The organism is Paenibacillus glycanilyticus (assembly GCF_030161375.1).
GTDB lineage: Bacteria > Bacillota > Bacilli > Paenibacillales > Paenibacillaceae > Pristimantibacillus > Pristimantibacillus glycanilyticus_B.
This window is the reverse complement of record NZ_BSSQ01000010.1, coordinates 199,925-215,774: the sequence shown is the minus strand read 5'-3', so window position 1 is coordinate 215,774 and position 15,850 is coordinate 199,925. Positions and strand designations below refer to the sequence as shown.

General features: G+C 47.8%; 11 protein-coding genes. 10 read left to right on the top strand and 1 reads right to left on the bottom strand.

From position 1 onward, the window contains the following. Nucleotides 1-107: 107 nt before the first annotated feature. Genes QQK89_RS12060 through QQK89_RS12040 form a run of 5 tightly spaced genes read left to right on the top strand, consistent with a single transcriptional unit; the run spans nt 108 to nt 10,485 of the window. Nucleotides 108-1,745 (top strand): S-layer homology domain-containing protein, encoded by a 1,638-nt coding sequence (locus QQK89_RS12060; protein ID WP_284238815.1) that lies wholly within the window; start codon nt 108-110, stop codon nt 1,743-1,745. A 12-nt stretch (nt 1,746-1,757) separates the two neighbouring features. After that, the gene (locus QQK89_RS12055; protein WP_284238814.1) at nt 1,758-2,675 is read left to right on the top strand and encodes a DUF4430 domain-containing protein; all 918 of its coding nucleotides are present in this window, start codon (nt 1,758-1,760) and stop codon (nt 2,673-2,675) included. Continuing rightward, nucleotides 2,672-3,562, top strand: a complete 891-nt coding sequence (locus QQK89_RS12050; protein WP_284238813.1) for an energy-coupling factor transporter transmembrane component T — start codon at nt 2,672-2,674, stop codon at nt 3,560-3,562. Before QQK89_RS12055 ends, QQK89_RS12050 begins: the two co-directional genes overlap by 4 nt. Next, nucleotides 3,535-6,024, top strand: coding sequence for an energy-coupling factor transporter ATPase (locus QQK89_RS12045; protein WP_284238812.1), 2,490 nt, complete (start codon nt 3,535-3,537; stop codon nt 6,022-6,024). The genes QQK89_RS12050 and QQK89_RS12045 overlap by 28 nt, the downstream gene beginning before the upstream one ends. 30 nt (nt 6,025-6,054) lie before the next feature. Next, nucleotides 6,055-10,485: an S-layer homology domain-containing protein gene (locus QQK89_RS12040; protein ID WP_284238811.1), complete on the top strand. Its 4,431-nt coding sequence runs from the start codon at nt 6,055-6,057 to the stop codon at nt 10,483-10,485. Between the two features lie 59 nt (nt 10,486-10,544). Here QQK89_RS12040 and QQK89_RS12035 read toward each other — a convergent pair whose 3' ends face one another. Then, the gene (locus tag QQK89_RS12035; RefSeq protein ID WP_284238810.1) at nt 10,545-11,528 is read right to left on the bottom strand and encodes a YpdA family putative bacillithiol disulfide reductase; all 984 of its coding nucleotides are present in this window, start codon (nt 11,526-11,528) and stop codon (nt 10,545-10,547) included. 159 nt (nt 11,529-11,687) lie between these two features. Here QQK89_RS12035 and QQK89_RS12030 point away from each other — a divergent pair, with 159 nt between their 5' ends. The 5 genes from QQK89_RS12030 to QQK89_RS12010 all read left to right on the top strand — a co-directional run bounded on the left by QQK89_RS12030 (nt 11,688) and on the right by QQK89_RS12010 (nt 15,845). Then, nucleotides 11,688-12,158: a GNAT family N-acetyltransferase gene (locus QQK89_RS12030; protein WP_284238809.1), complete on the top strand. Its 471-nt coding sequence runs from the start codon at nt 11,688-11,690 to the stop codon at nt 12,156-12,158. Between the two features lie 22 nt (nt 12,159-12,180). After that, complete coding sequence (locus tag QQK89_RS12025; RefSeq protein WP_284238808.1) at nt 12,181-12,795, top strand: LysE family translocator; 615 nt, start codon at nt 12,181-12,183, stop codon at nt 12,793-12,795. A gap of 103 nt (nt 12,796-12,898) precedes the next feature. Beyond that, nucleotides 12,899-13,432 (top strand): YceI family protein, encoded by a 534-nt coding sequence (locus tag QQK89_RS12020; RefSeq protein WP_284238807.1) that lies wholly within the window; start codon nt 12,899-12,901, stop codon nt 13,430-13,432. Between the two features lie 149 nt (nt 13,433-13,581). Further along, nucleotides 13,582-13,806, top strand: a complete 225-nt coding sequence (locus QQK89_RS12015) for a cold-inducible protein YdjO-related protein (RefSeq protein ID WP_284238806.1) — start codon at nt 13,582-13,584, stop codon at nt 13,804-13,806. Nucleotides 13,807-13,886: 80 nt separating this feature from the next. Then, complete coding sequence (locus tag QQK89_RS12010) at nt 13,887-15,845, top strand: ATP-dependent DNA helicase (RefSeq protein ID WP_284238805.1); 1,959 nt, start codon at nt 13,887-13,889, stop codon at nt 15,843-15,845. Nucleotides 15,846-15,850: the final 5 nt, after the last annotated feature.

Genomic DNA, 15,850 nt, shown 5'->3' with positions numbered 1-15,850 from the left:
CTATTATTTAGGTTAGACATCGGCAGCCTTTGATTCTTAGGAATCAAGGGCTTTTTTTGATGCAATGAAATAACAGCAGAAGACATTCTTGCGGAGGAGAAGAAGAGATGCTCAGAGTCGGGAAAAGATTTGTTGCCGTACTCGTTCTATGTTTGGCGATGAATGTATTCGGCATTGTCCCTGCCTTAGCAGCGACAATGCCAGCGGCAGCGTTAGATACTGCCATAAAGGAGACGGCTGCTTACGTCCTAGCAACGGTAGATCATCCGGAGGTAGGTTCAATTGGCGGCGAATGGGCGGTACTCGGGCTGGCGCGATCCGATTATAACGTACCGCAAAGTTATTACGACAATTATTACAAGGTCATAGAGGATTACGTGACGGAACGGAAAGGCGTTCTTCACGACAAGAAGTATACGGAATACTCAAGGCTGATTTTGGCTTTAACGGCAATAGGCGCCGATCCGACCAATGTGGCCGGATACAATCTGTTGATGCCGCTCGGCGATTTCAACAAAACGATCTGGCAAGGATTAAACGGCCCCATATTTGCTCTGATCGCGCTGGACAGCGGAGACTATGAAATACCAATTAATACCGGTGCGACAGTTCAAGCGACAAGAGACCTGTACATAAACGAAATTTTATCCCGTCAATTGCAGGATGGCGGATTTGCTCTCTCTGGCAATAGCGCAGACGCTGATCTAACGGGAATGGCTCTGCAAGCGCTCGCGAAATACCAGGATCGGAAGACTGTGAAGGCAGCTACGGATAAAGCGCTTGATCGGTTATCGAAGATGCAGGATGCTTCGGGAGGCTACGCCAGCTGGGGAGTCAGAAACTCGGAAAGCTCCGTTCAAGTATTAGTAGCGCTATGCGAGCTGGGAATTTCCGTGAATGACAGCCGTTTTGTAAAAAATGGCCACACCGTTCTAGACGACCTGATGACCTATTACGAACAAGGAAGCGGGTTCCAGCATACGGAGGACGGCAGCGGCGTAACGGGCATGTCCACAGAGCAGGCTTTGTATGGCTTAGTAGACGCCAAACGAGTGGCCGAAGGGAAAAACGGTCTGTACAGAATGTCCGATGTTACGAGAGTAACCCCATCGAATACTAATAATACGTTTGGTTTGCCAAACAAACATAAGGACATTAAGAAGATGCCCGTGTTGGATGCCGCGAAGACCTTCAGCGACATATCGGCTAGCCCAAGCAAGAAGGCAATCGAAGCACTTGCTTCACGGGGCATTATTAACGGAATGACGGAAGCTGCATTTGCCCCTAACAAAACGATGACTCGCGCAGAGTTCGCCACGATCGTTACGAAAGGGCTTGGTCTTGTTCCGAAAGCTACGGCCAAGTTTGCCGATGTCAAAAGCACGGTTTGGTATGCGGGTTACATTGGAACGGCCAATTCTTATGGAATCGTGAACGGAACATCTGCTACAAAATTCGCGCCAAACAACACCATTACGAAGCAGGAAGCGGCCGTTATGATTGCGAATGCAGCAAAGCTTACCGGTCTCAATACGGCAATGAGCCCTGCCGAAACAAGAGATATGTTGGCGCAATTCGGGGATTACACGAAATCGGCCGAATGGGCAAGAGACGCCCTTGCGTTCAATTACCGTGAAAATATTCTATCGCAGGATGCGCTTCAGATCGAACCTGCCACTGCCGTAAAGCGCGCGGAAATTGCTGAAATGCTCTATCGCTTGCTCGCTGCAGCCAAATTGCTGTAAAGGAACATAAACATGAAGTTTACTAAGAACAAGTTCATTGCAGGTGTCATAATCATAGCTGTTTTGCTTGTCGCTTACTTCGGCACCGGACCTATTGGAAGCCTTAAGAAGGCAACGGAAACGGCTGCCTCGCAGCCAACAGCTTCAATAACAGCAGAATTAACACCGGATACGCAAGCGGATGGTTCCGTTGCTTCTGGCGATACTCCTTCCCAATCCGAACCTCCGACGGATCAACCTTCTGAAGAAGCTGAGCCGTCTAAATCGCCGGATCCCATCAATTCGCCGGAACCATCGCCAACACCAAAGCCTTCCGATAAGGCAAAGGATACGCCTGAGACGACAAATAAGCCATCGGTCAAGCCGGATTCGCAAAAGTCTCCGTCTCCCGCGCCTAGCATGTCGATTGATCCGGATACGGGCCAGGATCACTATTTAACGGATCCGGTTCCTTCCGGAAAGCCGCTTCCCGAGGAGCCGCAAGATGCCGTCATAACCGATAAGCAAATGACGGCTTACCTTACGGTGAGCGCAGCGACGATTCTGGACAATCTGGATAAGCTTGATCCGGAGAAGCTGGAGCTGGTACCGAAAGACGGTATTATTTTTGCCAAACAGAAGGTGGCCTTCTACGAAGGCGAGTCCGTCTTTAATGTGCTGCAGAGAGAAATGAAGAAGCACAAGATACATATGGAATTCGAAAATACGCCGATGTACAACTCCGCTTATATCGAAGGAATTAACAATCTTTATGAATTCGACTGCGGGGAGTTGTCCGGTTGGATGTACAAGGTGAATGGCTGGTTTCCGAACTATGGGAGCAGCCGTTACAAGCTTAAGCAAGGGGATGTCATTGAGTGGGTGTATACCTGCGATCTGGGCCGCGATGTCGGGGATGCGTATAACGCCGCGGGAAGTGACGCTTCGTGAAGGATGAGTTCTCGAGGTTTCATCCGGTCGTTAATTTCGCCTATTTCGCGCTGATCATCGGCTGCTCGATGGTGTTTATGCATCCTGTATGCCTTACGATATCGATCTTGTTCTCCTTTGTTTATTCGATCTATCTGAACGGGAAGAGAGCGGTCAAATTTAATCTGCTCTATATGATTCCCATGCTGATTGTCACGGCACTGATCAACCCGGCCTTTAATCATGAAGGCATTACGATTCTGGACTATCTGCCAAGCGGCAATCCGTTAACGTTGGAGTCCATCGCTTATGGCGTTGCGGCAGCCGCGATGTTCATCTCGGTCATCTGCTGGTTCTCCTGTTATAACGCCGTTATGACTTCCGATAAATTCATTTATTTATTCGGACGGATCATTCCGGCGCTTTCATTGGTGTTGTCCATGGTGTTAAGGTTTGTTCCCAAGTTCAAGGCACAACTTGCCGTCGTGACTACGGCGCAGCGTTGTATCGGAAGAGATGTCTCTAACGGAAGCCTATTGTTCCGAATCCGGAACGGAACGCGGATTTTATCCATCATGACCACTTGGATGCTGGAAAACGCCGTAGAAACCGCGGCGTCCATGCGAAGCCGCGGTTACGGGCTGCCCGGCAGGACGGCTTTCTCGTTGTTCAGGTTCGATCGCCGTGACGGCTATGCCATTACTGCCATAGCTGTTGTTGGCGGATATACGTTAATCGGATCGTATTCTCATGCGATGTATTATCGTTATTTTCCTTCCATGAACGGAGTGGAGCTAACCGCCTATAGCGCAAGCGTATTTCTATCTTACGCTCTATTATGTTCAATACCGTTAGTGATCAATGTTCGGGAGGGAGTTATATGGAAGCATTCTCAATCGAACGTTTGACTTTTGCTTACCCTGGTTCCGATCAATTTGCTATACAAGATATTTCTCTATCCATTCGGGAAGGCGAGTTCATTACCTTATGCGGCAACTCCGGATGCGGCAAATCAACCTTGTTGAAGCAGTTAAAGACGGAGCTTGCGCCGCATGGCAAGAGGAGCGGACAAGTCAGATATAGAGGAATGCTGCTTGAAGAAGTCGAGCGGCGCGTGCAAGTCTCGGAAATCGGTTATGTCTTGCAATCTCCGGACAATCAGATCGTAACGGACAAGGTTTGGCATGAGCTTGCGTTCGGACTGGAGAGTTTAGGCTGCAGCGAATCGGAAATTCGCAGGCGGGTAGCGGAGACGGCAAGCTTTTTCGGCATTCAGCAATGGTTCCACAAGAAAGTAACGGAATTGTCGGGAGGACAGAAACAATTGTTAAATCTAGCATCCGTTATGGTTATGCAGCCGAAGGTGCTTCTCTTGGACGAACCGACCAGCCAGTTGGATCCGATTGCGGCAACCGAATTCCTAGGAACGCTGGGGAAAATCAATCGTGAGCTTGGCGTAACCATTCTCCTTACCGAACACCGGTTGGAAGAGGCGTTGCCGATGTCCGATCGAGTCATTGTGATGGACGAGAGCCGAATTATTGCAGTAGGTACGCCAAAGGAAGCGGGAAAGCGGCTTAGAGAGCTGCGGCATGAAATGTTTAATGCAATGCCTACGCCGATGCGCGTGTACGCAGGGATTGATAACGAGCTGGAGTGCCCAGTTACCGTGCGGGAGGGACGGGAGTTCTTGCACCAGTTGGCGGAGACGTTGCCTTATACCAAGGACCTGATTTCGGATCATACGGCCAATGCCAATAAGCCTTCCATCGAACTTGATGAAATATGGTTCAAGTACGAGAGGAATGCCGTCGATGTACTCAAAGGATTGCGGCTAAAAGCTTATCCCGGTGAGATTCATGCCATCGTAGGCGGGAACGGCACCGGAAAAACAACCGCGATCTCCTTGATAGCCGGTATACGCAAACCTTATCGAGGTAAGATCAAACTTCACGGCAAAGCTGCCGAGAAATATTCGGACTCGGAGCGATTCAGCAGATTACTTGGCGTACTGCCGCAAAATCCACAGGCGATATTCGTAGGGAAAACCGTTGAAAAGGATCTCCGCGATATGTTGTCCGGCCGTAAGCTGGATAAAGACACGATTAAGGAACGAATTCAGTCTATTGCTCAATTATGCGAGTTGGAGCATTTGCTGGACCGTCATCCCTACGACTTATCCGGCGGAGAGCAGCAGCGGGCAGCGTTAGCTAAAGTGCTTTTGCTTGAACCCACTATTTTATTGCTCGATGAGCCTACGAAAGGTTTGGATGCGGGGTACAAGATAAAGCTTGCGGAGATATTGCGAAGACTCGCCGTGCAGGGCACGACCATCGTCATGGTCAGCCACGATATCGATTTTTGCGCGAGTTATGCGGACCGGTGCTCCATGTTTTTTGATGGCACAATCGTATCGGAAGGGAATCCGCGGGATTTCTTCTCGGGCAACCGTTATTATACGACTGCGGCCAACCGCATGGCACGTGACCTTATTCCTCTGGCGGTCACGGCCGATGATATTGTGCAAGCTTTTGGCGGCAAGGAGGATACAGGAGAAAGAAGTCACGAAGACCGGCCGAAGGTGATTCCCGCATTTCCGAGGACTACATCTGACAGCCTTCCGTCTACGGTCGGTGATCACGCAAATGATCAGATGCCCGTAGAGCATAGAGCGCTACCCAAGCGTACCCTGTCAGCCATGATGATGATTCTGCTCCTGATCCCGCTTACGATTTGGTTCGGAATCTATTATTTGGATGACCGGAAGTACTATTTTATATCGATGCTAGTTATCTTAGAAACGCTCTTGCCGTTTGCCCTAATCTACGAGGGCCGAAAACCGCAGGCGAAGGAGCTGGTTACGCTCGCGGTCATGTGCGGACTAGGAGTAGCCGGGCGGATGGCCTTCTTCATGATTCCCCAATTCAAGCCGGTTGTTGCCATCGTGATTGTATCCGGCGTGGCGTTTGGAGCGGAGGCCGGCTTTCTTGTAGGAGCCGTTACCGGGTTTGTGTCGAACTATTATTTTGGACAAGGACCATGGACGCCATGGCAGATGTTCGCATTTGGCATGATCGGTTTTCTGGCGGGGTTATTGTTCAAGAAAGGTCTGCTCCGGCGAAACAGAATTGCGCTTTGCTTGTTTGGCGGTATTACAACGTTTGCTTTGTACGGGACGATCATGAATGTCTCGTCTGTGCTCATGACGCAAAACAAAGCAACCTTTGAAATGTTTATTGTCGCATGTCTCCGAGGAGTGCCGTTTGACTTGATCCATGGCGCAGCGACCGTCATATTCCTGCTGCTTCTTGCCAAGCCCATGCTCGAGAAGCTGGACCGGATTAAGTTGAAGTATGGATTGATGGATTAATAATAAAATTTGAAAGTAGGATTTATCAAAATGAAATTTTCATTCAAATCATTAATAGCATTATTTATGGCATTAACGCTTTTGTTATCCCCGCAAACAATAGGCTCGGGTCAAATGAATCTAGCCCATGCCACGGATGGGCAGAGCGACGATCAGATCATTGTAAATAATGATTATGCAGCTTTGTCGCTGGGGGATACAAGTTATATCAACTCGAATCTGAATTTGCCAACCGCAGGTTCGAACGGTTCAAGCATCTCCTGGTCTTCGAATGATGCAACCATTGACTCGAACGGAGTAGTTACGCGTCCGGTGTATCCAGAGCTGAATAAGCAAGCAATACTGACGGCTACGATAACGAAAGGCGAAGCAAGTCTGACGAAAAATTTCCAAGTAAGGGTAATTGCGTCGACCGATAAGGTAACGGCAGCTTACATGCTGCACCAAGCGCAATATTACTATGATGTCTATAAGAATAAAACGCTTGCTTCCTGGTGGGACATTGGCGCTGTGCTCGGCGGTTGGGGTTCTGTTGAAGGGTATTCGATCCCTGATTATACCGGTCAATTAACGCCAAAGCAGCCAACTGATTATGCAGGACTTATACTTGGCATGATTAGCGTCGGATTGAATCCGTATAAGACGCCTAGCGGTCAAAATCTGATAGAGGAATTGGTGACGTCTAAGCAAGGAACTGATGGGGCCTATTCAACTTTAAGCAATCAGCAAATGTGGGCGATTATTGCCCTAAATGCCGCCAACGCAGATAAGATTTATAATGGGACAAATCCTTCCGTACCTTATAACAAAACTGCTGCCGTTCAAAAACTAATCAGCATGCAGGCCGACAGCGGTTCTTTTGGATTCTCGTATGATTACGCCGGTATGGCCTTAATCGCGCTTTCGGGCTCCAAAGAAATTGACGGCGTTGATGCTACTATAACGAAGACAATTAATTATTTGCATGATAAACAATTACAAACGGGAGATTTCGTAGCAGGTTGGGGAAATGACAATGGAAATACAGATGCTACTGTCATTTCCGGACTTGTTGCAGCCGGAGAAGATCTGTCAGGCTCCAAATGGACGGTTAACGGCAAAACGCCTATTGATGCATTATACCGGTATCAAACAAAAAACGGCGGCTTCATGTATCAGCTCAAAATAGGCAAGGTCGATAATCTTGCTTCTTATCAAGCTATCATTGCTCTAGGCGACATTATTGCAGGTGATAGTATATGGAAACGCATCAAGCTTGCCGACCCGCAAACTCCTGAAGAGCCTGAAGAGAATAGCCCGACACCGGAACAACTTGACCAATATATTCGTACTGCTTCCGATTATTTCAGAAACAGCGCAACGCGAGTAGGTTCGGATTGGAGTGCGATCGGTCTTGCAAGAGCGGACCAGAAACTTCCCGAAACGTATGTTCAACATTTAATTAATAACGTTGCATATAGCCAAGGCAACTTCGACCTTGTCACCGACCTTGAGAGGACGATTCTAGGTCTTACCGTTGCCGGAGAAGATGCATCCGATTTAGATGGCATTAATCTTATTGACAAATTGACCAATCATGCAATGATGACGAATCAAGGCCTAAATGGTCCGATATTTGGCTTAATTGCTATGGATTCCGGTAAGTATAAGATTTCTGCGGATAGCGTATGGACAAGAGAGAAGCTTATCCGGGAAATTACATCCAGACAAAAAGAAGATGGCGGGTTCTCATTAAGCGGTGGCGCTAGCGACCCTGATATAACTGCGATGGCGCTAACAGCACTGGCTCCTTATCGCGATAATCAAGACGTAATTGAAGCAGGGACGATTGAAAAAGTCCTGGCATGGTTGTCCGAGAATCAACAGGACAATGGCGGTTACCTGTCATGGGGCGTTGATAGCAGCGAGAGCGTAGCTCAAACAATTATTGCGCTAACGGCCAATCAATTGGACCCGACAAGCCCTGATTTTACTAAAAACGGTATCAATCTTATTGATAAGTTATTACAATTCCGACTGCAGGACGGAACCTTCTCCCATACAATGGATCTAATGTCCAATGGCATGGCGACTGAGCAAGCCCTTCAAGCTTTGGATGCTTACAAGCTTTATAAAGAAGATAACAACGAACGCTTATATGATTTCACGAATCCTTTGCCTGGCATAGAAGTAATCTCTGCATCTGAGGTTCATGTGCGGGTTGAAGGACCGGAAAGTCGCATTGCGGTAGGAACGGTTCAAGGTTCTACTCCATTAAACGCTCTTGATGAGTTTGCTGTTGCCAATGAAATAAATATCCAGAAATCTATGAACTGGGGTGTACTTGGTTTAACGATTCAAGACATTCAATCCGGTTATTTCGGTGACAATGATTACGGATTTTGGGATTTTGCCATTCATAGAGGAAACGAATGGCTTACATCCTCCAACGGTTCGATGGATCAGGTCATTCTTATGCCTTCGGATGAAGTTGTTTTCTATTACAACAATTGGATGACAATGCCGATTGATTCGATCACCGTAATCCCGGAAAAAGGGGACACTTTGCATGAAGATGTTCCGTTCACAGTATTCGTAAACAAAACAGAAATGGATTACAGCACGTTTAAGTTGGTGCCTGTTGCCGCCGATGGAGTCAAAGTTTCTATTTACCGTTCCACAGGTGAGCAGGTGGCATCTCAAACCGCGAACTCGTCCGGCAAGGCTGTGTTTGGACATTTACCGGCTGGCAATTATACCGTGTCAGTCTCGGGGTACGTAGCGAACAATGCTCCTACAGTTGTTCATACAACATCATCGCTGCAAGTTTCTTCCGGCTTTGCCTCCAAAGAACTGGCATTGCCTTCCGGCGATAAGCCTAGAGTGGTTATTCCATTGGACGGTCAGGATTATTTGCTGCCATTGAATAGCGTAACGGAGGAGAAGGAAGTAAGGATTGATATTCCCGAAACCAGTCAATCCAAACTGTATGCCAATCTACCGGTTGGCGTAAATCTTCCGGGAATTGAGGCCGTAAAAGGCAATGTATCCCTAGTTATTCCAAAGGGCACGCAAATCACGAGTACAACCTCTTCTGTTATAGAGTTAAATACGTCGTTGGATGTAACGGAGTCAGTGTTAACGGAACGCATTTCCGAAGTTATAGCCGAAGGAAAACAATTGGAAGAAATCGATCAAGCTGTTTCATTTGGCGGCGGGAACGGAAGAGTAGCGTTTGACCAATTCGTTACCTTAACATTTGCCGGATCAAAAGGGAAGTCCGTTGCTTATATCGAGAACGGAGTAGCGCATGTCGTTGATCTTGTTGCCAGCGATGAAGTTGGTCAAGCAAGCGGGAGAAATGAGTATGCTTATAACAGCGGCAATGACTTGATTGTCAAAACCAATCATTTCACTGATTACATTGTTTATACTCTAAAAGAAGATCAGTCGTCCGGCGGGGGAGGGACAACTCCGCAGCCAACAAAGAAAGTAACAATGTCCATAGATAAGCTTACGATTAACAAAGGTTACGTTGTCGCGCCAACAAGCATCGAGCTGCGTAAAGGCGATACCGTCTGGACACTGTTTAAAAGGATCTTGGACAGCCAGCATATTGCCTACGACTATGATTATTACTCCGAATATAACAGTGTCTATGTCAAATCCATTGCCGGTGACGGAGAGTTCGATCATGGTGAAGGAAGCGGCTGGAAGTATAACGTCAATGGGGTTTATCCAGGTTTTGGAGCAAGCCAATATGTATTGAAAGATGGCGATGTTATTCAATGGCGCTATACAACAAACTTAGGCGCTGATCTAGATGAAGAAGCGGGCAATGGACAAAATCCGGGGAATGAAGATAATGGGGATGAAGGTGACGGAGAACATGGTGAAGACAGTGGCGAAGGGCTGCCGGCAGATATTAAAAAGCTGTTCACCGACGCTAAATCTATCTCGTCTTGGGCATTTCAGTCTATTTCCGATGCGGTACAACATGGCTTTGTTCAAGGTAGCGCAGGAAAGTTCTATCCGAAAGCTTCGGTTACTCGGGCGGAGTTTGCGAAAATGCTCGTAACCGCTCTTGGCTTGCCTGTGTCGGTTCCGGCTGCGGATTTTGTAGATGTACACGCAAATGATTGGTTTGCGCCCTACGTCAATGCGGTAGCGCAAGTAAAATTCATGAATGGTTACAACCAGCATTTTAATCCCAATGCAAGCATCACACGCGAAGAGATGGCATCGACAATTGTCAGGGCGCTAGCCATTAAAGCCGGTCAATCGGAGACGATAATCAATGACCTATCTATCGCGTCTGCCTGGGCCAAATCCGATATCGCCGCGATTGTTCAAAGCGGGTTAATGACAGGATTTGGCGGAACGTTTGATCCGCATGTTTCCGTTACCCGCGAGATGGCTGTTGTTGTCGCCATGCGCGCTTTTAGATACAAGGAAAGCCATACGCAACCGAAAGCAGCCTGAATCTTGAAAGGATTAGATGAAGGTAAAGAAGCAAGGGCGCCAAATGCCCTTGCTTCTTTTTATTTGCTCAAAACTTGAAGATCGCGGTAAATTTCGTCAGCAATCTTTGGTCCATGCAGCCTGCCATCGTCGATAAATACCTTGTTCGTAATCCCGCCGGCGATAACGCCTGCAATATAAATGCCAGACACATTTGTTTCATACGTCTCCGGATCATAATGAGGGGACTTCGTATCGGAATCTACTTGGACTCCTAAGTTCTCAAGCAAGTTGAGGTCAGGCTGATAGCCGATAAGAGAGAAGACAAAATCGTTCTTTAACGCAATTAATCCTTCTGCATTCTGAAGATAAACGGTATCTTCTTCGATATGCGATACGGTAGATTCGGGATAAAAGGCAATGCGGCCTTTTTCGATCAGGTTACGGATATCCAGCAATAGGGTCGGCTTAATGCCTTGGTACACGCTTGTCCCACGGTGAACGAGCGTCACCTTGGCTCCGTTGCGGTACAGGTCAATCGCTGCTTCGATGGCGGAGTTTTTGCCGCCTGCGACCAGAACTTCTCTTCCCGAATAGGAATGTCCCTCCGTGAAGTAATGCTGCACCTTGGATAGTTCTTCGCCAGGAACGCCAAGACGACGAGGCTGATCGAATATGCCGGTTGCGATGACGATTCGACGAGCTTCGAACTCAGCTTCTCGTCCAAGATGATCCACTGTGCGAACCAAGTAACCGTAGGATTGCCGTTCAATACCGGTCACATGCTGGAACGTTAATATATTCATCTGCATCCGTGTAGCTACAGTGCGATAGTAGCGCAACACTTCATGACGCAGCGGGCGTTCTTCTTCGGATAGAAAAGGGATATTTCCAATTTCCAGACGATCGCTTGTACTATAAAGTCTCATCGTTGATGGAAACGAGAGGATCGAATTCGCGATGGCGCCTTTCTCCAGAATCAAATAATCAATTCCTTTTTCTTGCAGAGCCATGCCTGTCGCAAGTCCGCAAGGGCCTCCTCCAATAATAATGACTTCACGCATTTGTTCCTTCCCCCTTCAAACTAATGTTAGATAATCTGACATGTAGTATGCAGATCTACTTTACAATAATTTCTATATGGCGACAAGGTGCTTACGTCGTTTATATTTTTGATAGAATGCTATAATAGGGATGCTTTGGTATTCAATGAGGGGGCAGTTATGTTTACATACCGCGATAGTACACGAGAAGATTTTGCGCGAATTGCTGATTTTCCCGCAAGCGCTTCGGAAGCCTTTTATATGTTCCCGAGAGGAAGCTTTCCGATGGATTCGCAGCATTTATACGAAGTGTCGTTAACTCGGAAAGCGCCGACGGTTATTGAATACAACAAAGAACCCGTTGGTTATTCCACGCTCTATGATGTGGAGGAAGGCAGCGGCTGGCTTGGCAACGTCATAATAAGCAAGCATCACCGTCGTATTGGAGCAGCCCGTTATCTGATCGAAACCATGGTCAATCGGGCGAAAGAACAATTCGGAGTTCGTGAACTGCATCTGGTCTGTCATAATACGAACACGAAAGCGTTGCTTCTCTATCATCAAATTGGATTCAAACCGTATGACTTGAGAATCGTGACGAATGAAGAGAAGGTTGAAATCGCGGGCGTTGTTATGAAGTTGACCCTGTAAATTCGGAAATGGAGCAGACAGCATGAGCATGTGGAGCGGAGTAATAGTAGGTCTATCCATCGCGGCCCCGGTTGGGCCAATTGGTGTGTTATGCATGAAAAGAACGATTACGCAGGGCAGGAGATACGGCATTTTATCCGGGCTGGGGGCAGCATCCGCCGATGCCGTATACGGGCTAATCGCGGCGATTGGATTTACGGCGTTAACGAATATTCTTGTCGACCAGCAACTATGGATTCGGATAATCGGCGGGTTATTTCTATTGTATTTAGGTTATCAATCCATACGAGCCGTGCCCGGTGGCGGGAGAGAACTGCAATTAAACAACGGACTTACGAAAGCTTATCTGACGACGTTTTTTCTAACGCTCACTAATCCTATGACGATCTTATCGTTTGCGGCGATCTTTGCCGGTATACAGCATACAGCGGAAGCAACAACCGTGGATTCTCTCTTGCTGGTAGCAGGGATCTTTGTTGGTTCTATGTTGTGGTGGCTGTTCCTGGCAACAATTGTAGGCACGCTTAGACAAACATTTAACCATTCGATCATGAGGTGGATTAACGTTTTGTCCGGTCTTGTGCTGTTTGGTTTTGGCGTCTGGTCTCTGTTATCGGCTATACGGATGGGAGTATAGGAAATCGTTGACAATGGGTTTATTTTCCGATAATATCGTTATTAGGTATACATTGTTAATTAAATTTAAAAATGTAAGTGATAACGAATCGGAGGAACTTATCATGGCAAATTCGAAATGGGTAGTAGATGCTTCTCACAGCAGCGTGGACTTTACGATCAAGCACATGATGATTGCAAAGGTTAAAGGTACTTTCCACAAATTCGAAGCCGAAATTGAGGCGGATCCGGCGGATCTGACTTCGGCGACAATTAGCTTCAAGATTGATTTGAGCAGCATTGATACCCGTAATGCAGACCGCGATAATCATCTGCGCACGGGCGACTTTTTCGATATTGCCGAGTTCCCCGAACTGAACTTCCAGTCGACGAACATCGTTAAGATTGATGAAGATGAATATGAAGTAACAGGGGATGTCAGCTTGCGCGGCGTTACCCGTTCGGAAACGTTCTCCGTTACCTTCGAAGGCGCAGGCAAAGATCCATGGGGCAACGAGAAAGCGGGATTCAGCGGCAAAGGCTCCTTCAAACGCAGCGATTACGGACTCACTTATAACGCGGCACTCGAGACAGGCGGCGTATTAATCGGCGACGAAGTGAAAATCGCAATCGAGATCGAAGCCGCAAAACAAGCTTGATATTGAATCATTTTTCTGATAATTCACCTCGTTTCCGGGGTGGATTTTTTCTTTTTTATACCTAAATAAGTTCCTTTGACTTAGGCGCCTTGAAAGTGATATATTTATCGGGATTTGTTTTTACGCGTTAAGGAAAGGATGCAAGATAAGTGGCTACAAGCGAAGACATTACAAAACCGAAATTATTACCGACGAAAATTCTCAAATGCAAAAATCCGGACTGCAAAGCATGGGTTCGTGATGAAATGTCTTCGGGAGATCAATTGTGTCCGATGTGCAAAGGACCGATGGGTCGAAGCATGAAACATTTGCCGGCTCTGCAAAAGAAAGCAAAGCCTAAGCCGCGCAAACCTAAATCCGAATTTGATCTGTAGTTTTTTAAATTATGGGGGAATAGCCAAACGGCTGCGTCTGGGAGCGCAGCCGTTTGTGCTAGTTGGAGGAACGAAGTTAAATGAGCCATCATTATCCATTTGAATTTGATCCGAAACTTCCGTTCATCCAGCAGGCTAGCGACTGGATCGCCGACGTGTTCTATGAGCAGCTGCCGGAAGCGGGATTTGAAGTTCGCGATGAACAGATCTACATGGCGTTTCAGCTCGAGAGAGCTTATGCCGAGAAGCAAACGATTTTCGCCGAAGCCGGGGTAGGCACGGGGAAAACGCTAGCGTATCTGCTGTACGCCATCAGTTATGCGCGTTATACAAGAAAACCAGCCATTATCGCTTGTGCCGACGAGTCACTCATTGAGCAGCTTGTTAAACCGGAAGGCGATATTGCCAAGCTGGCTAAATATTTGGAGTTTACCATTGATGCAAGGCTTGGGAAATCGCCTGATCAATATCTTTGCTTGAATAAGCTTGATGACGCAAGATCCGCGTTTGATGAGGATGCGGAAGCGTTTGACGATATATTCCGCGGTTTGCCATCCTTCGTTCATAAGCCGGAGACGATGCAGAGCTTTCAGCCTTACGGCAACCGCAAAGATTATCCGTCATTAAATGACGGGCAATGGGCTAAACTAGGCTGGGATGTTTTCCAGGATTGTCTCGTTTGCGACAGAAGACACCGGTGCGGTCAGACGATCTCGCGCGATCATTACCGCAAAGCTGCCGATCTGATTATCTGTTCGCATGACTTTTATATGGAGCATGTATGGACGTACGAAGCGCGCAAGCGGGAAGGCCAGCTTCCGCTTCTGCCGGAACATAGCTCGGTCGTATTCGACGAAGGACATCTGCTCGAGACGGCTGCGCAGAAGGCGTTGACCTACAAGCTGAACCACGCCGTGTTCGAGAGCATCATTACCCGTCTGTTGCAAGACGAGATCCGGGAGACGCTTGCGCTTGCGGTAGAGGATGCGATTGTGCAAAACGATCATTTATTTGCGTTAATTGCCAGCCATAGCAAGGATGTTCCGGCTTCTTCCCGCAAGGAAGTGTTGTGGGACGAAGAGCTTGTCCGGGAGGTTAACCGCCTGCAGGACATGTTGTCCTCGATCGAGGAGGAGCTTGTGTTCGAGAGTGGCCTGTTCACGATTGACGACTATCAGCTCAAGATTGTCGAAGAACATATTGAGATGATTCAGTTCGCTTTATCCTTGTTCAAACGCGAGGAGAAGCCGATTAGCTGGGCATCGGAAGACAAGGACGGACTTACGTTAGTCATCATGCCAAGATGGGTGAAGGAAGTGCTGAAGGAGCAGGTCTTCTCGAAAAAAATGCCGATCATCTTCTCGTCAGCAACTTTATCTGTTGGAGGTTCCTTCGACTATATCAAGGAAAGCCTCGGAATCGAACAGTCCTTGTCGTTCTCCGTTCCTTCGCCATATGAATACTCGGAACAGATGCAAGTGCTTATGCCGCGCATTTCGGAAGCCGAGCTGAGCTGGGCGGAGAAGTTGCAGGCATCAGCCAAGCTATTGGAGCAAACAGGCGGTCGTACCCTGTTCCTGTTCCCGTCGATGGAAGAACTTGAACGATTCCGGGAAGAAGCGGCAAACGCAGGAATAACGGACAATTATCGCTTCTTATTCGAAGGATCGGCCGAGATCAGCCACCTGATCGGAGAATTCCAGAATGACGAGGCCAGCGTTCTGTGCGCGGTGACTTTGTGGGAGGGACTAGATATCCCAGGACCATCCTTGTCCCAGGTGATCATGTGGTCGCTGCCATTCCCTCCGCGCGATCCGGTCTTTGAGGCCAAACGCAGCGATGCCGCTAAACCGTTCCAGGACGTAGATATGCCTTACATGCTGCTTCGCCTCAGACAAGGTATCGGACGTCTCATCCGCGCTCGCGAAGACCAAGGTTCCATCGTTATTTTTGGCCAACAATTAAATGACGATACGGTGCGCAAGCAAGTATTAAGCGTTTTGCCGGAAGGCGTTCGAGTGGAAGATATCGTTCGTTAATGATA